Source organism: Sphaerisporangium sp. NPDC005289, assembly GCF_040607455.1.
Classification (GTDB): domain Bacteria; phylum Actinomycetota; class Actinomycetes; order Streptosporangiales; family Streptosporangiaceae; genus Sphaerisporangium; species Sphaerisporangium rhizosphaerae.
Genome location: NZ_JBEXGS010000006.1, coordinates 51,788 through 70,815 on the forward strand (window position 1 = coordinate 51,788; position 19,028 = coordinate 70,815).

The window sequence follows — 19,028 nt, forward strand, 5'->3', positions numbered from 1 at the left end:
CATGGTGGACGGCGGGAAAAGGAGGTAGATCCTTTACTGTTTCGGCACGCCTCGATTACTGTGCGCGCTAATCTGTGCACGTTGTGTAATGGCCGTCCATCGGGGGTCCGTCGCAGTGGCTGTTCGTGTGGTCTTCATCGGTGGGCTGGGGCGCAGTGGGACGACGCTGCTCGAGCGGCTGCTCGGCGAGATGCCCGGCGTCACGCCGCTCGGCGAGGTCGTTCATCTGTGGGAACGCGGTGTGTGCTCGCGCGAGCCCTGCGGATGCGGTGAGCCGTTCACCTCGTGCGCGTTCTGGCGGAGGGTCGGCCTGCGCGCGTTCGGCGGGTGGTCCCCGGGCCTGGCCGATCGAGTGCTGACCCTGCGGCGCCGGGTCGACCGCACCCGGCACATCCCCGCGCTGGCTCGCCGCCGCTGCCGGGTCGGTCTCAGCGGGTACACCCGGGCCTACACCCGCGTCTACGAGGCGGCCGCGCAGGTCGCCGCCGCCCCGGTCGTGGTCGACTCCAGCAAGCACGCCTCGCTCGCTTTCTGCCTGAGCACCTCCCCGGTCGTCGATCTCAGCGTGGTGCACCTCGTCCGCGATCCCCGGGCGGTCGCGCACTCGTGGGACCGGCGGGTGAGCAGGCCCGAGAACGGCGCCCGCATGACCCGCTGGCGGCCGTGGCGCACATCCCTTCACTGGGTCGTGCAGAACCTCGCCTTCGAACTGCTCGCGCGGCGCGGCGGCAGGGTGATCCGCGTCAGGTACGAAGACCTGCTGGCCGATCCGCGCTCAGTGCTGGGCGCGTTGCTCGCCGATCTGCGGCTGGACGGGGGCGACCTGCCGTTCCTGCGTCCTGGGCTCGCCGAACTGTCCAAGTCCCACACCTGCGCCGGCAACCCCATGCGCTTCAGGGCCGGCCCGCTCCAACTCGCGAGGGACGACTCCTGGAGCGAGCACCTGGCCTGGCGTCACCGATGGCTCGTCACCGCGCTGACCTGGCCGCTCATGCTTCAGTACGGCTACCGCGTACGCGATCGGCATGCCGCGGAGCCCGTGCCCGAGCCCGCGGCCGGCCCGTGGCTCACCACCGGCGTCACCGCCCAGGAGTGCCGATGAGCCCGTCGGTCGGCGTGGTCGTCCCCACCCGCGGTGACCGGCCCCGGCTGCTCCGCGCGGCGGTGGCCTCCGTGCTGGCGCAGACCCGCCCCGAGGCCGCGGACGTCATCGTGGTCGTCGACGGTCCCGCTCAGGTGCGCGCGGTCGCCCGACAACTGTCCGACGGCGCGCCCCAAGCGACGCCGTGCACGGCCCAGGCCGCCGAGGATGCGGTCCAGGTGGCGGTTGATCGGCCGGGTCCTGGGGTGCCGGGGGCCGGTGGTCGTGGTGCGGTCCGGGTGGTGGCCAATCGGTTGAGTCCTGGGCTGCCTGGGGCCCGTAACACCGGCATCGCCGCGTTGGACACCGATCTGGTGGCCTTCTGCGACGACGACGACGTGTGGCTTCCCGGCAAGCTGACCGCCCAGCTCGCGGCGCTCGACGCCGACCCGGACGCCGAGTTCGCCGGGTGCGCCATCGAGGTCGAGTACGGCTCGCACCGCGTCGTCCGCCTCGCCGGCACCGACCAGGTGACCAGGTGGCATCTCACCCGCTCCCGCATGGTGATGGTGCACTCCTCGACGTTCTTGTTCAGGCGCGGCTCGATCTGGCCGGACGAGAGCGCCCCCGGCGGGCAGAACGAAGACTGGGACCTCGCCCTGCGCGCAGTCGGCCGCCACCCGATCGCTTACGTCGACCGGCCCCTGGTACGGGTCCGCTGGGGCGGTTCCGCGTACGCGACACGGTGGGCCGACCGCATCGCCGGCCTGGAATGGATGCTCGCCCGTCATCCTTACCTGGCCGCCGATCCGCGCGGAGCCGCGCGCATCTACGGCCAGCTCGCCTTCCACCACGCGGCGCTCGGACGCCGTGCGGCCGCATGGCGGTGGGCGCGCCGCGCGTTCGCCGCCCGCCGGGGCGAGCTGCGCGTCCCCATAGCCCTCGCGGTCGCCTCCGGCCTGGTCCCCGCGCAGACCATGCTCGGCCTGCTGCACACCCGAGGGCACGGCATCTGATGACGCCCCGCACACTTCCCGGTCACCCTCTTGTCGCAGACATCGCGGACGCCGCCGGAGGCCCCGGTTCGGTGGCCATCACGGGAGCCGCCGGTTCGACGGAAACCGCCATGTCCTCAGGGGCCGCCGGAGCCGTCGGCGGTGCCGTCGACGCGAGGCTCGGCGGCCGGGCGCGGGTCACGGTGGCGGGGGTCACGGTCGACACGCTCACCGAGGAGCAGGTGGTCGAGCATGTCGTCACGGCCCTGCGGCAGGGGCGGGGCGGGCATGTCGTGACCCCGAACGTCGACATCTGCCGGGCCTGCTCCCGCGACCCTGAGGTGCGGGCCATCGTCGAGGGCGCCGACCTCGCCGTGCCCGACGGCATGCCGCTGGTCTGGGCGTCCAAGCTGCTGGGCACCCCGGTGCCCGAGCGCATCACCGGGGCCGATCTGATCTGGTCGCTGTCGGCGGCGGCCGCGTCCGCCGGGCTATCGGTCTACCTCGTCGGAGGGCTTCCCGGCGTCGCCGTACGCGCCGCCGAGGTGCTGAGCGACCGTCATCCGGGGCTGCGCGTCGCCGGGGTGGTGTCGCCTCCGTTCGGGTTCGAGACCTCGGCGGAGGGGCTCGCCGCCGTGCGGGAGGCGTTGCTGCGAGCCCGTCCCGACCTGGTGTTCGTGGGTCTGGGCTTCCCCAAGCAAGATCGCCTCATCGGCCTGCTCCGCGCCGACCTCCCCCGGGCGTGGTTCGTCGGCTGCGGCTCGGCCATCGGGTTCGCCGCCGGGGCGGTGCGGCGGGCGCCCGAGTGGATGCGGCGCTCCGGCCTCGAATGGCTGTTCCGCCTGGCCGCCGAGCCGGGCCGGCTCGCCCGTCGTTACCTGGTCGACGATCTTCCCTTCGCGCTGCGCCTGCTCACTTCGTGCCTCCTCCGGCACGCCGCCCGCACGCTCAGGCCCGACCGCTAGAGCGGGTCCGACGATTCGAGGTGGCGGAGCCGACGCGTCAGGGCTCCGATGGTGGGTCACCACGCCTGACCACGAGGGATCATCTACCGCACCACCGTGATCATCTGCGGTACATGCTCTGGCGTCTTGGGCTGCGTGGCCCGGCCGCTGGTGCGGTGGCCTCACCTTCGCCGGGCCGCCTCCCCTTCAGCCCGGTTCGATGCCGGCAGCGTGACGGTGACGGCCAGTCCGCTGCCCTCGGCGTTCGGCGCCGCCGTCACCGTGCCGCCGTGCGCGTGCACGATGGACCTGACGATGGCCAGGCCCAGACCGGTCGACCGGGAACCCGCGGCACGGCCGGACGCCAGCCGCTGGAACGGCTCGAACAGCCGGTCGACCTCCGCGGGAGGGATGACGTCGCCACTGTTGCGCACCGTGACCACCGCTACCCCGCCGGCCGCGCCACGATCATCGACCATGCTGCGATCGTCGACCATGCCGCGTCCATAGGTCACGTCACGTCCGTCGACCATGTCGCGTCCATCGGCCACGTCGCGTCCATCGACCGCATAACGACCGTCGATCGCTTCACGACCGTTGGCCGGGCCGTGGCCGGTGGTGACCTCGACCCAGCCGCCTTCCCGGTTGTGCCGGATCGCGTTGTCCACCAGGTTGCGCACCAGGCGTTCGAGCAGGACCGGGTCGCCGTCGACCAGGGCGGGACGCAGGTCGGTGGTGACGTCCAGGCGGGCGCGCTCGGCCTCGTCGTCCGCCTCGCTCACCGCGACGGCCGCCGCCACCGCCAGGTCGTATGGCTCGTGGGCGATGACGCCGCTGTCGCTGCGGGCCAGTGCCAACAGGCCGTCCAGCAGCCGTTCGGCCCGGCCGGCCGCGGTCAGCACGTTGTGTGCCATGGCCTCCCACTGGGCGGGCGTGCTCTCCCGCTTGCCGAGCAGCACCTCGGCACCTGTACGGACGATCGCGAGCGGGGTGCGCAATTCGTGCGAGGCGTCGGCGACGAACCTCCGCTGGCTGTTGAACGAGGCTTCCAGCCTGGCCACCATTTCGTCGAAGGTGTCGGCCAGTTCCTTGAGCTCACCGCGCGGTCCGGTGAGTGCGACGCGCTCGTGCAACCGGTCCTGGGAGATCCGCCGGGTCGTGGCGGTGAGCGTCCGCAGCGGCCGGAGCATGCGCCCGGCGACGACCCAGGAAACTCCGAGTCCCAGCATGGCGGTGACCGCCAGTGCGATCGCAGAGGTTCCGGCGCTCTTCAGCAGCGTGTCGGCCCGCAGCCGGTCGAGGCCGCTCTGCTTGATCTCGTCGAACCTCGCGGGGTCGCCGGCGCTGGTCTTCTCGTCCCTCAGCAGCGGGTCTTCTCCGGCCGAGGCGTCGCCCGTCGCCCCGGCCGGGGGGCGGCGTCCGATGCTGTCGGTGTACAGGCTCTGGTAGAGCAGGGCGTAGTTCAGCGCGAGGAGCGCCGCGCAGGTCGCCACGAGCACGACCGCGTAGACGAGGGTCAGCCGCAGCCGGATCGACGGGTGCTTTCGGCCGCGCCTCACAGCCGGTACCCCGCGCCGATGACGGTCTCGATCAGTGGTGGGTCGCCCAGTTTGCGGCGCAGCCGGGCGATGGTGACCCGCACGGTCGCGGTGAAGGGGTCGGCGTGCTCGTCCCATGCCCGTTCCAGCAGGTTCTCGGCGCTGACCATGCCTCCGTCGGCGCTCATGAGGATCTCCAGCACGGCCAGTTCCTTGGTGGTCAGCGGGATGATCCGGCCGTCGCGGGTGACGACGCGCCGCGCGGTGTCGAAGGTCAGACCGGCGCGCCGCAGGACCCGTGGAGCGTTGTTGGCGCGGCGGGCCAGCGCGCGGATCCGCAGCACCAGCTCGTCGAAGACGAACGGCTTGGCCAGGTAGTCGTCGGCGCCCAGGATCAGGCCGGCGACCCGGTCCGCCGCCTCGCCCGCCGCGGTGAGCATGAGGACGCGGGCATCGGCGCCCCCCGCGGCCAACGCGGTGCACACCTGGTCGCCGTGGACGAGCGGCAGGTCACGGTCGAGCACGATCACGTCGTACCGGTTCGCGCCGGCCTTGTGCAGGCCGTCGAGACCATCGGCCGCGAGGTCGACCGCGATGCCCTGATCCCGTAGCCCGTCGGCGACCTGTTCGGCCAGCAGTACTTCGTCCTCGATCAGCAGCACTCGCACCCCTGCACCCTCCCTGACCGCAGTATCCGCGATCGCGCATTACACCGGTGTTACCCGCTCTGTGACGACCGGGTTGCCGGCGTCCTGCTCCACTGGGCCGACAGGACCAGAGGAGAACACCGATGAGAACGCAATTACTGGCCGGCTGCCTGCTACCGCTCTTGCTGGTGGCGACGGCCGCCTGTACCCGACCGGCCGACGGCGAGCACGTCGCCTCGGCGGGCGGCTCGGCCGCGCCGGCGGCGACGGCGAGCCTCAGCCTCCTGGACCAGGGAATCAGGTGGGCACGGTGCATGCGGGAGCACGGGGTGCCGCAGCCGGATCCGGTGGTCAATCACGGTGACGGCATCCGTTACCAGGGGCTCGCCAAGGACGCGGTGGACGGCAACGTGCTGGAGAAGGCACAGCAGGCGTGCGAGAGCCTCCGCCCCGTCCTGCCGGCCGACGTGCGGCAGTTGAAGCAGGGGCTGTCGCGCGTGCTCGCCCAGTGCATGCGGGAGCAGGGGGTGGCGGGCTTTCCTGATCCGGAGCCCGACGGTCACTTCGAGATCGAACCGTCGGTGGAGAACGACCCGCGGTTCCCCGCGGCCAAGGAGACCTGCGACGCGCGGGAGGACGCGGCGGCCGCGTCGGCGCGGCCGAGCTCGCGGCAGAGCCCGTGAGCGGCGTGGCGCCGGCGAGCGACAGAGAACGGACGGGCGACGCGGTGCCGGCGGGCGACGCGGTGCCGGCGGGTGACGCGGAACGGGCGGGCGATGTGGCGCGGGTGGCCGACCCCGTGCCCGCGAGCGACGGCGAACGCGCGAGCGACGGCGAAGGAACGGATGACGGAGAAGGGACGGGTGACGTCGTGCCGGTGAGCGGCCGCGCCGCCCGACGGAGGCGCGGCGGGACCGTCGCGGTCCTTGGCGCGGTCGTGCTCGCGGCAGGTGCGGCGACCGCAGGCGCGGTCGGATTCGGCGGCGGCGGATTCGGCGGCGGGTTCGGCGGCGGGAGCGGCACGGGTGCGCCGGCCGCGGCGAACCTGCCGCCGGCCACCGCCCAGGTGACCCGGATGACGATGCTGGACACCGACGAGGTGCCAGGTGATCTGGGCTACCGTGCCGAGACCGTCCTGGCCGGCCGGATCGCGGGTGTCGTCACCAAGATGCCTCTGCCCGGCGACGTCATCGCCAGGGGCGGGCGGATCTACCGGGTGGACGACACGCCGGTCGTGCTCATGTACGGCGACGTCGCCGCCTACCGGACGCTCGCTCCAGGCGTCACCGGCGCGGATGTGCGGCAGCTCGAACGCAACCTCAAGGCGCTCGGCTATGGCGGGTTCACGGTGGACAAGACCTACACGTGGAGCACCTCGGTCGCGGTGCGGCGATGGCAGAAGCATCTCGGCCTGCCGCGGACCGGCCAGGTCGAGCTGGGGCGGGTGGTGTTCGCCCCGGGCAGGATCCGGATCGACGCCGTCTCGGCGGGGGTGAACCGGTCCACCGGCGGCGGGCAGGAGGTCCTGCGGTACACCGGGACCGGCCGCCAGGTCACCGCCCGGCTGGAGGTGTCCAAGCAGCGGCTGGCCCGCAAGGGGGTCCGCGTACGGGTCCAGATGCCCGACGGCCGGAAGGTCGCCGGCCGGGTGGAGCGGGTCCGTACGGTGGTCCTGCGGCCGACCGGCTCCGGAGGGCAGGCGGAGACCTCGATCGAGACGATCATCGGGCTGCGCGATGCCAAGGCGGCCGCGGGGATCGAGGTGGCCGTGGTCAGCGTGGTCTTCACCGCTGCCGAGCGCGAGGACGTGCTCACCGTGCCCGTCGCGGCGCTCGTGGCGTTGGCCGAGGGCGGCTACGGCGTCGAGGTGGTCGAGGGATCCGCCACGCGCTACGTCAAGGTGAAGACCGGCCTGTTCGCGAACGGCCGGGTGGAGATCACCGGCGACGGGCTGCGCGAGGGCACGACCGTGGGGATGCCGCGATGATCGAACTGACCGACGTGACGAAGGTGTACCCCGGCGATGTGCGGGCGCTCGCCGGCGTCACCCTGACCATCGGCGCCGGCGAGCTGGTCGCGGTGGTCGGCCCGTCCGGCTCGGGTAAGTCGACCATGCTGCACGTGCTGGGCACGCTCGACCGGCCCACTTCCGGCCGGGTGGTGGTCGACGGCCACGACGTGTCGCGGCTGTCCGACCGGCAGTTGTCGGCGCTGCGCGCGACCCGCATCGGCTTCGTGTTCCAGCAGTTCCACCTGGCCTCGGGCGTGCCGGCGCTGGACAACGTGGCCGACGGCCTGCTCTATGCCGGGGTCGCCCTGAGGGAGCGGCGACGGCGGGCCGGGGCGACGCTGGAGCGGGTGGGCCTCGGACACCGGCTCGACCACGAGCCGCATGAATTGTCCGGGGGTGAGAGGCAGCGGGTGGCGATCGCCCGAGCGGTGATCGGCGACCCCGCGCTGCTGCTCGCCGACGAGCCGACCGGCAACCTCGACTCCGCCTCGGGCGAAGGGATCATGGCCGTGCTGCGGGAACTGCACGCCGCCGGCACGACGGTCGTGGTCATCACGCATGACCTGGACATCGCGGCCGGGCTGGACCGGCAGGTGCTGATGCGCGATGGCAGGGTGGTCGGCGACACCGTCACCATGCCGCACGAGGCGGGAGTGACCACGTCATGACGGGCCCGCAGACCCGCCCCCGGCTCACGCCCGCCCGGCTGTCCCCGCGTGAGGTGGTCCGGGTCGGCGCGACCGGCTTGCGCAGCCGGCCGACCCGGGCACTGCTCTCGGCGCTGGGCATCGCGATCGGCATCGCCGCCATGGTGGCGGTGGTGGGCATCTCGTCCTCCTCGCGGGAACAGCTCGAACGGCAGCTCGCCGCGCTCGGCACGAACCTGCTCACGGTCGTACCCGGACAGACCTTCGACGGTCAGGAGGCGAAGCTTCCCGCCGAGGCCGAGGCCATGATCGCGCGGATCGGACCGGTCACCGCCGTCTCCGCCACCGGGGCGATCCGCGACGCCAAGGTGTACCGCTCGGACAGGATCCCCAAGGTGGAGACCGGCGGGCTGACCGTGTCGGCCGCCCGGGCGAGCCTGCCGGGGACCGTCGGTGCGACGCTGCGCAACGGCGTCTGGCTGAACGGCGGCACCGGCCGGTACCCGGCCGCGGTGCTCGGCGCCGACGCGGCCGGGCGGCTCGGCATCGGCCGGGCCGGGCCGGAGACGATGATCCTGGTCGGCGGCGAGCGGTTCACCGTGATCGGCGTGCTCGACCAGGTGAAGCTCGCACCCGAGCTCGACACGGCCGTCCTGATCGGCTGGCCGGCCGCCACCGACCTGTTCCGCTTCGACGGGCGGGCGACCACCGTCTACACCCGGTCGCGGGACAGTCAGGTCGAGGCGGTGCGCGCCGTCCTGGCGGCCACCGCCAACCCGCAGGCGGCTGGTGACGTCAGCGTGTCCCGGCCCTCGGACGCCCTGGCCGCGAGCCGGGCGGCCAACGCCACCCTGAACGGACTGCTCCTCGGCCTCGGCGCGGTGGCACTGCTGGTGGGAGGCGTCGGGGTCGCCAACACGATGGTGATCTCGGTGCTGGAGCGCCGGTCCGAGATCGGCCTGCGCCGTTCGCTCGGCGCCACCCGAGGGCAGATCCGGACGCAGTTCCTCGCCGAGTCGCTGCTGCTGTCCGCGCTCGGCGGCATCGGCGGGGTACTCCTGGGCATCGCGGTGACCACCGGCTACGCCGCCTACCAGAGCTGGCCGACCGTCGTGCCGGCGTGGGCGACGACCGGCGCGCTCGCCGCCACCGTGCTCATCGGCGGCGTGGCCGGGCTCTACCCCGCGATCCGCGCGGCCCGGCTGTCCCCGACAGAAGCGCTGGTGATGGTCTGAGTCCATCCGCGTGGCCCGGTTGTTCTCGACGGAGGCGTTGGTGATGGTCTGAGTCCGTCCGCGCGATCCGGGTTGTTCCCCATCTGAGTCCGCTCGCGTGGTCCGGTTGTCCTCGACGGAGGCGTTGGTGATGGTTGCGTCCGCCGGCGCGGCTCGGTTGTCCCCAGCGGAAGCGCGGGTGATGAGCTGAGCCTGCCCAGGCGGCCTGGCTGTGTCTTCGTCGAAGCGCTGGGACGATCTACGTTTGGACGACTATGGCGAGGGCGTTCGGGGCGGCGCTCCTGGTCGTGTGCCCCCTTCCCGTGGTGTCCTCGATCATGATCACGTCCCCGGTCGTGAACGTACGCGTCTCGCCGTCGCTGACGGTCACCTCGATCGCGCCGCTCATCATCACCATGAGCTGCTCGCGCGGCGCGGGATGCGCCTCGCTCGACCAGTTGTCGGGCAGGGCGAGGAACATCGAGCGCGCCGCCGCCGTGGGCGGCGAGACGAGGATGGCGGGGGCCGGCGGGGCGAACTCGGCCAGGCCCAGCGTCATGCTGTCGTCGGTGAAGTGGGATTCGCCGTCCTCGTCCGCGTGCAGCCGGACGACGGGGACCGAGTGGTTCTCGTTCATGCCACCTATCCTCTGACCAGCATGGATGTGCTGACAATTCCCTCCATGACATTGCCTTGACGCATGGAGGGGACCGGCCGGGGTCACCGGCGGCGAGGAGGCTCACGCGAGCGGCCGTCATCGCGTGATCGCTTCGATGCGCGAGAGGTCCTGGGCGGTGAGCCCGGAGGGCGGGCGGGCGGCGGCGCTCGCCGAGTCCATGCGGCGGTAGGCGGTACGCGACAGACCCGTCCAGGCGAATCCCCCCGCCCGAGGGGATCCGTCCGCCAGGGTGGATTCGCGCTCCTGAGAGGACGCGTGCCCCTGAGCGGATCCAGCCGTCCGGGTGGACCCGTCCGTCCGGGTGGATCCGCTTGCCCGGGTGGAGTCGTCCGTCCGGGGGGACCCACTTGCCCGGGTGGAGCCGTCCGTTCGGGTGGAGCCGTCCGTTCGGGTGTCGCCGTGGCGCGCGGCGGAGGCGCCGTGCGGCGGGCGGGCCGCGCGGGGGCCGGTCGTGCAGGCGCGCTCGACGCGCCGGGCCGCGCGGGGCGTCCAGGGCAGGCCGCACCAGGCGTACAGATCGCGGTAGCCGGCGAGCGGATCGGCGGCCAGGTGCTCGTAGGACACCAGGCGGACGGCGGGGTGGCGGGCGGCCAGTTCCCCGGCGACCTCCCGGGCCACGGCCCACAGTGTGGCGATCGCGGCGATGTGGTCGGGGGAGCCGGCCAGCGGGCGCACCCGTCCGACCACCGGGTGGTCGCGCAGCAGGAGTGGCTGTTCCAGCAGCTCGTGAAGGTGAACGGTCCAGCCGAGCCGCCGCCAGCTCGCCACCAGGGACGCCGGATCGCGCACCAGCAGCACCACCCGGCAGCCGAGGCGCTCGGCGAACCACCCCGCCGAGAACAGCGCGAACGGGTCGTCCAGCAGCGCGCGGCGGCGGCGTGTCCGGCCGAGCGCGAAGGCCGAGGCGTTCTTCACCAGACGCGCCAGATCGCCCGGCGAGCGGTTGCGGCGCAGCTCGGCGACGTACTGATAGCGCAGGGCCACGGTGTCGGCGAAGGCTTGCCGCCACGGCTCCTCGTCGTCCCGGCAGATGTACTGGAACCGGTGCTCCACCGTGGCGTTCAGCACGCCAGGGGAGCGCCCGGGCGGGCGCTGCGGGTTGAGCGGCTCGTTGACGTACACCGCGCCGCCCCCGGCGGTGAGCATCTTGCCCGCCCAGCTCGTGCCGCTTCGCGGCAGCCCGGTGACCAGGATCGGCGCCGCTTCTCGCGTCACGTCGCCTGGTCGCGGCGCGCGCTTCATGTGTCGCCTCGGGGGCCGGTGTCGCCTTCTCGGTCGCTCATCTCGCCTTCTCCGAGCATCGCGTCGTCTCCGCGGGTGCCTCGTGTCGCCTTTCCGGGTCTCATGGCGGCCCTCCGGCGGACATCACGTCGCCTCTTCGGCGTGCCAGAGGCGGAGGGAGGGGAGGCTGTGGGCTCCGAAGGGACGCAGCCCGTACAAGCGGGCGATCTTCACCAGGGGCATCAGGTTCTTGGCGAACATCCCGCCGGACCAGCCGAGGGCGGCGCCCAGCGCCCCGTGCGAGGGGACGAGCGCGACGTCGAGCGCGACGGTGACCGCGATCGCGCTCAGGATGTTGGCCGTGCTCGCGGCGGTGTGTCCTGCGGCGATCAGCATGACGTCGGCCATGCCGCACGCCGTCGCCAGCATCATGGTGGCGGCCAGGACCACGGCCACGGTGGCTCCGTCCGGGTAGCCGTCGCCGAAGGCCCGCAGCAGCCAGGGGGCGAGCACGGCGTAACCCAGCCACACCGGCCAGGTCAGCAGGACGAGCCACATCGTGGTCATCTGGTACAGCCTGCGGGCGAGGGGGAGATCACCCTCGGCCATGGCCCGGACGAGCCGGGGCTGGGCCGCCTGGGCGAACCCCTGGTTCACGAGCTGGCCGACCACCTTGAACCGGGTGGCGGCCGTGTACAGCGCCGCCTGCGCGGGCCCGGCCAGCACGGCCACGACGACGACGTCAAGCCGCTGGAACACCGCCTGCGCCGCCCCGCCCAGCGCACGCGGACCGGTGTACCGCCAGAACGCGCGGGCCGCGCGGGGGACGTACGGCCCGGTGGGCATCCGCCGGCGCAACCAGAAGGCGCTCAGCGCGAGCACCGGCAGCGCGGGCGCCGCCCAGGCCGCGGCCAGGAGCCACCCGGTGCCGGACGCGGAGCCGAGCGTCCGGGTGCCCTCACCTAGGCCGGTGGCGCCGGCGAGGACGACGGCGCCGACCAGGAGGAGCTGCGCGCCGGGCTGGAGCACCCCGCTCAACAGCGCGGTCGGGCGCATGACCCCGAAGCCCCTGGTCGCCGACACCAGGATGTCGGCCAGGACGATCACGGGAAGCGCCAGACCGAGCCCGCGCAGCGCCGCGCCGAGCAGGACGACGGCGGGGTCCGCGCCGGGCGAGGGCGCCGCGGTGGTCCCCAACGCGACATGGGCGGGGCCGGTCGTGGTGTGGGTCAGCGCGGTGGCGAGCGCGTCCGCGTAGGCGACGACGAGGGCCGCGACGGCGAAGGACAGGATGACCACGGGCAGCAGGGCGGCCCGCAGGTATCCGCGGGGCGCGGCGGGCATGGCAGAGGCGGCGGACGTTGATACGCGAAGGGTGGCGCGCCCTGCGGAGGCGGGTTGCTGTGCGGGGGTGGCGGTGCGGGCTGCGGCGATGAAGTAGATCAGGCCGTTGCCGCAGTCGAGGCGCAGGACGCCGGCCGCCATCAGGCACACGGTGGTCGCGGTGAAGAAGCAGCCCGCCGTTCGCGCGTCGAACCCGCGGGTGACGGCCACCACGATCAGGAACTGCGACCCCGCGGCCACCGCCGCTCCCACCAGCCCGGCCGCGCCGCCCTTGACCACCGATCGCGTCGCGCCCGCTCCGCCGGCGGAGACGACAGGCATGGGGTGCGGGGTCAGGGGCGCCATGAGGGGCGCTCGTCGAGCCAGGGTTCGAGGCGGGCGTCCCAGGGGGCGAAGTGCTCCGACAGTCGTCGCCGCAGACCCGCCGGCATGTCGCACGGGCGGGGGCGGGCGTTGTGCCGCTCGAACACCGGGTCGCCGAGACGGGGCAGCCCGAGGAACTCCAGCACCCGGTCGTACGCGCGCTCGGGTGCGGTGAACAAGGACCCGCTGTCGAGCACCAGGATGCGGTCGCGGCCGACCAGCGGCTCCAGCCGCGCGAGCTGTTCGGCGTACTGGCCGCGGGCGACGTAGGCGTGGTGCCGGTGGGCGCGGCTGCGCGCGGCCGGGTCGGCGCGCAGCCGTTCCTCCTCGCCGTCCAGGCGGTAGGGCTCCAGCGCGAGCGCCCGCTCGAACGAGGCCTCGGTCTCGAACCCGCGCGCCACCTCGTGCGCGTGCGCCGAGTAGGCCCGCTCGACCGGGTCGCGGACCAGGGCGATCAGCTTCACCCCCGGCAGGTCGGTGGCGATGCGCGAGGGGACCATCGGATGGAACAGGTAGTACGGCGAGGATTCGAAGCTGAGCGGGCGGATGCCGAACCTGCGTTCCAGGCGGTGCGCGGTGACCTTCAGCGGGAAGTGCGCGCGATACCAGGAGGAGCCCTTGCCGTAGGCCATGTCGAAGTAGTGCACCCCCTTGCGCAGCACGGGTTTGAGGATCAGGGGATGCTGTGCCAGGGCGCGGTACAGGGAGGTGGTGCCGCAGCGCTGAGCGCCGGCGATCAGGAAGGACGGCAGGAGCCGCCCGCTCACGGTGAGCCGGCCCGCCGTATGGGACAGGGCGTGCGCGGATCTCTTCACCGTGCGGTTCAATGCAGGACCTCCAGATGGTCGAGGGCGGGGTTGAGCCACGCGGCCGGCGGGCCGAGCGGCTGGTGGCCGTCCCCCTCATGGCGGTCGGCCAGGGTGATCAGGTACTGGACGGCCGTCCACCGCGCCGCGCCCGCCGAAGGGCCGTACGGCGCGAGCGTGCGGACGGCGCCCGCCACGCACGCCTCGGCGGCGAGCCGGGGAGGCATCCGGCGCAGTGCCCGCTGGAAGAAGTGGTGCAGCGCGTCGAACCCGAGCGGCACGCCGGTGGTGAAACGCTCCCAGTCCCAGACGGCCAGGCGGCCGTCGGGGGAGAGGGCCATGTTCCACGGCGAGAAGTCGCCGTGCCAGGCGTGGTCGCCCCGCCCGTCCGCCGGGAGGCGGAGGACGCGTGCGGCGCCGTCGTTCACCTCGTCGCCGGCGGCGGAAGAGCGCGCGGGGTGGCCGGTGGCGAGGTGACGCCCCGGGTCGGCGGCGAGAGAGCGCACCTGGTCGGTGGAGGCGGAAGGACGCGGGTGGCCGGTGGCGAGGGGGCGCGCCGGGTCGGTGAGGTCGTCCTCGCTGGGGCGCTGGGAGGGGACGAACGGAGAGGCGCGGCCCTCGCCGGGCGTGGCCCGGGGGACGGCGAGCGCGGCGATCTCGTGGACGGCGTCCTCCAGCAGGGCCGCGGGGACGCGCCGCCGCCGCGTGGCCAGCGGGGACAGGGCGAGCACGTCGAGGCCGTTCCAGACGCCGTGGTGCAGCACGATGGGCGCGGCGACGACCCGCAGTGGCAGCCCGGCCAGCGCTTCGAGCACCGCGCTCTCGTGCCGGACCAGCGACCGGGAGCGCTCGGTGTCCCCGATCTTGACGAACGCGAGCGGCTCCCCGGAGCCGGAACGGATCTCCAGGATGGGCTTGCGGTTGGCCCGCCGGGCCGGCCGGACGTGCACGATGACCTTGACCGGCCGGCCGAACACCTCGCTGAGGTAGGTCTCGATCGTGCCCGGCCCGTGCGGCAGGCGCCGTCGTCCCGGCAGCCAGCGGGAGCGCGGCACGAGCCGCCGGGGCAGGTACCTGCTCGGCAGCACGGCGTACGCGGCCCTGGCCCCGGAGGAGCCGGGGTCGACGCCGGAGTCCGTGGTGGAGGGAGTGGAGTGGCTGGCCGGAGACGAGCGGCCCGTCTCCGGAGGAACGGAGACCGCGGTGCCGGGATCGGTGGCCGAGGGCTGGGACGGCGTGGGAGCGGGGGTCGGGTAGAGCAGAGTGGTGACCTGGTCGAGATAGCCCAGACGGGCGCGGTAGTCCCTCACCGGAACGCCTCCATTGGTGCGGTGGTCGTCGTACCGGTGGTCCGTGTCGGACGACCGGCCTCATTACCGACTGCCCGCAGACGACCGCGGGTCACGCCACCGACGGTCCGCATCGGGTCAGTGACCGCCCTGTTGTCGTTCAAGATCGGTTCGGTGCCCGCCGCGCCGTTCGTCCCGATCGGGGCGGTGAGGGCCCGCGATCCGGCGGGGCCGGGGGGCGCGGCGCCTGGGACGGGGGCGTTGCGCCAGAGGAGGGCGTAGGAGACCAGGTAGAGGATCAGCGCGGTGACCAGGCCGTCGTACACGACCATGTACATCAGCACGAGGATCATGACCAGCGTCCCCGCCTGGCCGATGGGGGTGCGGTCGTGCCGGAACCGGCGGACGGCCCCGGCGAAGAACGCGATGTACAGCGCGGCGCCGGTGTAGCCCTGAGTGATCAGCAGCAGCCACAGCTGCCCGTCGCTGCCGAGCGGGGGGTGGCCGCATTCGGCGCACCAGTCGGTGCGGCCCGTGGTGATCGTCTGGTAGTTGCCGAAGGCGTTGCGGGTGTTGCCGTACCCGATGACCGGCGAGTGGGCGGCGGCCTCCAGCGTGCCGGCGACCGTGAAGGCCCTGATGCGGTTGCTGTGCGGGCTGTCCAGGCGCTGGGCGACGATGGCGCCGAGCGGCCCGGCCCAGAACGCGAGCGCCGCCGCCGCGAGGGCCGCGCCGACCGCGAGCGCCGTGCGCGACCGGGCGCGCACCAGGACGTAGGCGACGGTGACGGCCAGGCCGATCCACAGGCCGCGGTTGAGGGAGTAGACGATGGGCACGGTGGCCAGCGCGACGACGGCCGCGCACAGCAGGCGGCGGACGGTGCCGCCGTAGGTCCACCAGCCGACGACGAACCAGATGAGCAGCACCGAGATGTTGCTCCCCCAGGCGTTGGCCCATTCGAAGGGCGCCTCGGGGCGTGGCGAGGCGTGCCCCAGGACGTGCTGCACCTGCGCGGCCGTCGGGTGGATCAGGTTGCGGACGTAGGAGTTGCCGCCGATCCACTCGGGCAGCGCCATCTCCAGTGGCGAGGTGAACTGGAAGCCGGGGGCGAGCACGCCGAGCAGCCCGCCGGCCACGGTGGTCACGCAGAGCACGCCGAGCATGCGCACCAGCGTGCGCTGCGGCAACTCGTCGGGGGTGAGGTTCCCCAGGTACAGCACCATGATCATGAGGGACAGGTAGAGCGCGAGCCGCATCGCGTACCCCAGGACGCGGGCGGCGCCGAGGTCGCCGTAGGTGCCGGGCGGCATTTCGCCGAGCATGAGGGCGCTGACCAGGTATCCGGCGATGAGCAGCGCCCACAGGCCCATGCCCTTGGGCACCGCGATCGGCCGCCGCCGCCACAGCACGACGGCCATCGGGACGGCCAGGACCACCAGGGACAGGCCGCCGAAGCCGAGCGCCCACCACAGCGGGTAGCCCACGAGCAGCGCGGCGATCGGCCAGCGTGCCGGGGGCGGCGGCCGCAGGAGCCGTCTCATGAGGCGCGGGAGGCGGGGTTGCCGGGGTGACGGTGGTGGCCGTGCGGCAGGGAGGCTTGGCCGCGGGGCAGCGGAGCGGGCGAGGGCAGCAGGATCACGCCGAGGGGCGCGGTGTCGGTGCGCCTGAGCTGCCGGACGGCCTGGGCGAGCTGCTTGGACCGGGCGGCGCGGCGCTCGACGACCAGCACCGCGGCGTCGGCGCGCGCCGCCTGGTCGGTGCGCACCCAGATCGGGGCCAGGCCTGTGAGCGCCACGCGCAGGTCGTCGGCGATCGGCTCGGGGTCGGTGTCGGGGGAGACACCGCGCACTAACAGCTCGCCGCCGTCGCGCAGGTGGCGGGCCACGGCCATGGCCAGCTCGCGCAGCTCGCGGGCGTTCTCACCCTCGCACAGGACGGGCAGCCCGGTGAGGCGCTCGATGTCGGCGGCCGTCCTGAGACGGGTGTCGAAGCGGTCGCGGACCATGGCGGCGCCGGCCCCGGCGAGCAGGCCGAGGAACAGCCCGCTGCCGAGGTAGAGCGGAGGGCTCGGCTGGGAGGGCGACGCGGGTGGGCGGGCGTCGCTGATGACGGTGCCCGGGGTGATCGCCACGGTCTTGAGTGCGTCGTACTTGACGGTGAGGTTGTAGACCTGCCGGCTCAGGACGTTCTGCCGCTGACCGGCGATGGTGCGCGCCGCCGAGCCCGGGGCGGTGCGGGGCAGGCCGGCGACGGTGGTGGCGAGCCGGGAGTCGATCTCGCGCAGCTTGCCGGAGAGCACCTTGAGCTGGGCGTCCAGGGCGCGGGTGGCCGTCGCCTCGCGGTTGGCGAGGTAGGCCTTGGCGAACGCCTGCGCGCCCGCGGCGGCGCTGACCGGGTCGGCGGCGGTGTAGGAGATGGCGAGCACGGCGGAGTTGGGCGGCACGGTGACCGCGACGCGGTCTCTGAGCGGGTCGGGGTCGTTGACCTTGAGGGCGCGCGCGGCCCGGGCCGCGACCACGGCCGAGCGGGCGACCTGCGCCTCGGTGTCGAGGTTGAGCGGCTCGCGCTGGCGGGGCGTGGTCGGGTTGGTCTGGTCCTGCACTCCGGTGGGGGCCACCAGCACCTCGGCGGTGGCCGTGTACGAGGGCGGGGTGGTCGCGAGCACGACGCCGCCGCCGCACACCCCGGCGAGCAGGAAGACGGTGAGGGCGACGCGGCGCCGCACCAGCATCGAGCCGAATTCGGCGAGCTCGCGCCCGGGGGCCGGGCCGGAGACTGAGGACGCCGGGTGGTCCATGGGAACGGCATGCCTCTCGGTGCGGAATTGTTCCTGCGAAATCCGCCCGGTTCGCTGTGATGTGCCGGGCGCCGCGTGGTGAACGGTTCCCGAGGGGCGGATCCAGAGAACTATAGGCACAACGCGGGATGCCGCGACCGCATACCGGAGTTTTGGTGGACGAGGCATCGTCCCAGCTCAGCCTCATAATCGGATATTTCCGTTATTGGGGTCCGGTATGACGTGCGCCGCGACGCGGAGCCAACGACGGCGCGGACGCCGGACCGCCGGGAAAGCGCGCCGAGTTACCGGCGGCATGGCACCGATTAGTGGGAAGGTGAATAGCGACCTTCGGGGAAGACCGGGGAGAAGGGGGTTTGGGTGCATTGCGAAAAGTGACGGGAATATGGTTTTTCGGCACCGGGCTCGCCGTCGGCTGTGGACTGATCATTTACGCCGTGGCCTCGGTGAAGCCCCCGCAGCCCGCCGTGGAGGGAGACCGCGTCCCGGGCGCCGGCGTGACCGCCACCGACGACGCCCCCGACTGCGCGGCCACCGCCAAGCTCATTCCGAGCTGCGGCGCGTGGTGGGGGGTGGCCCCGGAGGTCTTCGGCGGACGGGCGCCCGCCCGGTCCATCGCCGCCGCCGAGGAGCGCATGGGCCGCAGGGCCGACATCCTGCACGTCTACCACCGGGGCGGCGACCCGTTCCCCACCCCCGAGGAGCGCCGGCTGGCCAGGAAGCGCATCCTGCTGATCAATTGGAAGCCCTCCGTGCACCACACGTGGGCCGAGATCGCCGCCGGCGCCATCGACGGCCGCATCGACCGCGTGGCCCGGCGCATCAGGCGCACGCTGCCCGAGCGCTTCTTCCTCACCGTCCACCACGAGCCCGAGAACGACGTGCGCGCCCGCCCGGGGTCGGGGATGACCGCCGAGGACTACGCCGCCATGTACCGCCATGTCGTGCTACGCCTGCGCGAGCGCGGGGTCAAGAACGCCGTCACGGTCATGACGTACATGGGGGCGCCCAACTGGGCCGCCAAGCCGTGGTTCGAGCGGCTCTACCCAGGAGACGACGTGGTCGACTGGATCGGCCTGGACCCCTACGCCGACCGCCGGGTGAACGACTTCGCCGGCCTGGTGGACAAGACCCGTGACGACCACTCCGGCTGGCCAGGCTTCTACCGCTGGACGCAGATGCGCTTCCCCGGCAAGCCGATCATGGTGGCCGAGTGGGGCGCCTTCGAGCGGCTGGACGAGCCGGCGTTCAAGGTGTCGTTCTTCAACTCGGTGCGCCGCCAGATCAAGGGATACCCGCAGATCAAGGCCCTGGTGTACTTCGACTCGCCGCGCGCGCCGCGCGGCGACACCCGCTTCGACGCGACGGTGGCCGCCCGGCGCGCCTTCACCGAGCTGGCCCGCGCGCCGTACTTCAGCTCCACCCCGGTCCCCGACCACTGAGCCGCAGGCG

The 19,028-nt window shown here is 73.2% G+C and carries 17 protein-coding genes; 8 read left to right on the forward strand and 9 right to left on the reverse strand.

What is annotated here, in order from left to right; translation table 11 throughout:
• The first annotated feature begins 115 nt into the window (after window positions 1-115).
• The 3 genes from ABZT47_RS12730 to ABZT47_RS12740 all read left to right on the forward strand — a co-directional run bounded on the left by ABZT47_RS12730 (window position 116) and on the right by ABZT47_RS12740 (window position 3,041).
• Window positions 116-1,102, forward strand: a complete 987-nt coding sequence (locus ABZT47_RS12730) for a sulfotransferase (protein ID WP_354839850.1) — start codon at window positions 116-118, stop codon at window positions 1,100-1,102.
• Complete coding sequence (locus ABZT47_RS12735; RefSeq protein ID WP_354839853.1) at window positions 1,099-2,097, forward strand: glycosyltransferase family 2 protein; 999 nt, start codon at window positions 1,099-1,101, stop codon at window positions 2,095-2,097. The genes ABZT47_RS12730 and ABZT47_RS12735 overlap by 4 nt, the downstream gene beginning before the upstream one ends.
• 110 nt (window positions 2,098-2,207) lie before the next feature.
• Window positions 2,208-3,041, forward strand: coding sequence for a WecB/TagA/CpsF family glycosyltransferase (locus ABZT47_RS12740; protein WP_354839856.1), 834 nt, complete (start codon window positions 2,208-2,210; stop codon window positions 3,039-3,041).
• 161 nt (window positions 3,042-3,202) lie between these two features.
• Here ABZT47_RS12740 and ABZT47_RS12745 read toward each other — a convergent pair whose 3' ends face one another.
• Both ABZT47_RS12745 and ABZT47_RS12750 read right to left on the reverse strand, forming a co-directional pair.
• On the reverse strand, window positions 3,203-4,579 hold the full coding sequence (locus tag ABZT47_RS12745; RefSeq protein WP_354839858.1) for a HAMP domain-containing sensor histidine kinase: 1,377 nt from the start codon (window positions 4,577-4,579) through the stop codon (window positions 3,203-3,205).
• Window positions 4,576-5,226, reverse strand: a complete 651-nt coding sequence (locus ABZT47_RS12750) for a response regulator transcription factor (protein ID WP_354839861.1) — start codon at window positions 5,224-5,226, stop codon at window positions 4,576-4,578. The genes ABZT47_RS12745 and ABZT47_RS12750 overlap by 4 nt, the downstream gene beginning before the upstream one ends.
• Before the next feature lie 122 nt (window positions 5,227-5,348).
• On the opposite strand from ABZT47_RS12750, the gene ABZT47_RS12755 reads away from it, so the two are divergent.
• Genes ABZT47_RS12755 through ABZT47_RS12770 form a run of 4 tightly spaced genes read left to right on the forward strand, consistent with a single transcriptional unit; the run spans window position 5,349 to window position 9,098 of the window.
• Window positions 5,349-5,888 carry a hypothetical protein gene (locus tag ABZT47_RS12755; protein WP_354839864.1) on the forward strand — a complete coding sequence of 180 codons (540 nt, stop codon included), beginning with the start codon at window positions 5,349-5,351 and terminating at the stop codon, window positions 5,886-5,888.
• Window positions 5,885-7,192, forward strand: coding sequence for a peptidoglycan-binding domain-containing protein (locus ABZT47_RS12760; protein ID WP_354839867.1), 1,308 nt, complete (start codon window positions 5,885-5,887; stop codon window positions 7,190-7,192). Before ABZT47_RS12755 ends, ABZT47_RS12760 begins: the two co-directional genes overlap by 4 nt.
• Window positions 7,189-7,884 carry an ABC transporter ATP-binding protein gene (locus tag ABZT47_RS12765; protein ID WP_354839870.1) on the forward strand — a complete coding sequence of 232 codons (696 nt, stop codon included), beginning with the start codon at window positions 7,189-7,191 and terminating at the stop codon, window positions 7,882-7,884. Before ABZT47_RS12760 ends, ABZT47_RS12765 begins: the two co-directional genes overlap by 4 nt.
• Window positions 7,881-9,098, forward strand: a complete 1,218-nt coding sequence (locus ABZT47_RS12770) for an ABC transporter permease (protein ID WP_354839873.1) — start codon at window positions 7,881-7,883, stop codon at window positions 9,096-9,098. Before ABZT47_RS12765 ends, ABZT47_RS12770 begins: the two co-directional genes overlap by 4 nt.
• 238 nt (window positions 9,099-9,336) lie before the next feature.
• On the opposite strand, the gene ABZT47_RS12775 is transcribed toward ABZT47_RS12770, so the two are convergent.
• The 7 genes from ABZT47_RS12775 to ABZT47_RS12805 form a co-directional block, all read right to left on the reverse strand.
• Window positions 9,337-9,714 carry a hypothetical protein gene (locus ABZT47_RS12775; RefSeq protein WP_354839876.1) on the reverse strand — a complete coding sequence of 126 codons (378 nt, stop codon included), beginning with the start codon at window positions 9,712-9,714 and terminating at the stop codon, window positions 9,337-9,339.
• A gap of 117 nt (window positions 9,715-9,831) precedes the next feature.
• Window positions 9,832-10,971, reverse strand: a complete 1,140-nt coding sequence (locus tag ABZT47_RS12780; RefSeq protein ID WP_354839879.1) for a sulfotransferase — start codon at window positions 10,969-10,971, stop codon at window positions 9,832-9,834.
• 150 nt (window positions 10,972-11,121) lie between these two features.
• Complete coding sequence (locus ABZT47_RS12785; protein WP_354839882.1) at window positions 11,122-12,642, reverse strand: polysaccharide biosynthesis C-terminal domain-containing protein; 1,521 nt, start codon at window positions 12,640-12,642, stop codon at window positions 11,122-11,124.
• Window positions 12,643-12,653: 11 nt separating this feature from the next.
• Window positions 12,654-13,511, reverse strand: a complete 858-nt coding sequence (locus ABZT47_RS12790) for a sulfotransferase domain-containing protein (protein ID WP_354839885.1) — start codon at window positions 13,509-13,511, stop codon at window positions 12,654-12,656.
• Complete coding sequence (locus ABZT47_RS12795) at window positions 13,508-14,800, reverse strand: hypothetical protein (RefSeq protein WP_354839888.1); 1,293 nt, start codon at window positions 14,798-14,800, stop codon at window positions 13,508-13,510. Before ABZT47_RS12795 ends, ABZT47_RS12790 begins: the two co-directional genes overlap by 4 nt.
• Window positions 14,797-16,320, reverse strand: a complete 1,524-nt coding sequence (locus ABZT47_RS12800; protein WP_354839891.1) for a hypothetical protein — start codon at window positions 16,318-16,320, stop codon at window positions 14,797-14,799. Before ABZT47_RS12800 ends, ABZT47_RS12795 begins: the two co-directional genes overlap by 4 nt.
• The gene (locus ABZT47_RS12805; protein ID WP_354839894.1) at window positions 16,317-17,576 is read right to left on the reverse strand and encodes a hypothetical protein; all 1,260 of its coding nucleotides are present in this window, start codon (window positions 17,574-17,576) and stop codon (window positions 16,317-16,319) included. Before ABZT47_RS12805 ends, ABZT47_RS12800 begins: the two co-directional genes overlap by 4 nt.
• Before the next feature lie 437 nt (window positions 17,577-18,013).
• Here ABZT47_RS12805 and ABZT47_RS12810 point away from each other — a divergent pair, with 437 nt between their 5' ends.
• Window positions 18,014-19,018, forward strand: coding sequence for a glycosyl hydrolase (locus ABZT47_RS12810; protein WP_354839896.1), 1,005 nt, complete (start codon window positions 18,014-18,016; stop codon window positions 19,016-19,018).
• The last annotated feature ends 10 nt before the right edge of the window (window positions 19,019-19,028 follow it).

What these genes read in the sequence shown, in the direction of transcription:
- ABZT47_RS12800 (WP_354839891.1), bottom strand. Translation starts at nt 16,320, where the DNA reads ATGAGACGGCTCCTGCGGCCGCCGCCCCCGGCACGCTGGCCGATCGCC.
- ABZT47_RS12740 (WP_354839856.1), top strand. Translation starts at nt 2,208, where the DNA reads ATGTCCTCAGGGGCCGCCGGAGCCGTCGGCGGTGCCGTCGACGCGAGG.
- ABZT47_RS12770 (WP_354839873.1), top strand. Translation starts at nt 7,881, where the DNA reads ATGACGGGCCCGCAGACCCGCCCCCGGCTCACGCCCGCCCGGCTGTCC.
- ABZT47_RS12765 (WP_354839870.1), top strand. Translation starts at nt 7,189, where the DNA reads ATGATCGAACTGACCGACGTGACGAAGGTGTACCCCGGCGATGTGCGG.
- ABZT47_RS12775 (WP_354839876.1), bottom strand. Translation starts at nt 9,714, where the DNA reads ATGAACGAGAACCACTCGGTCCCCGTCGTCCGGCTGCACGCGGACGAG.
- ABZT47_RS12755 (WP_354839864.1), top strand. Translation starts at nt 5,349, where the DNA reads ATGAGAACGCAATTACTGGCCGGCTGCCTGCTACCGCTCTTGCTGGTG.
- ABZT47_RS12785 (WP_354839882.1), bottom strand. Translation starts at nt 12,642, where the DNA reads ATGCCTGTCGTCTCCGCCGGCGGAGCGGGCGCGACGCGATCGGTGGTC.
- ABZT47_RS12805 (WP_354839894.1), bottom strand. Translation starts at nt 17,576, where the DNA reads ATGGACCACCCGGCGTCCTCAGTCTCCGGCCCGGCCCCCGGGCGCGAG.
- ABZT47_RS12735 (WP_354839853.1), top strand. Translation starts at nt 1,099, where the DNA reads ATGAGCCCGTCGGTCGGCGTGGTCGTCCCCACCCGCGGTGACCGGCCC.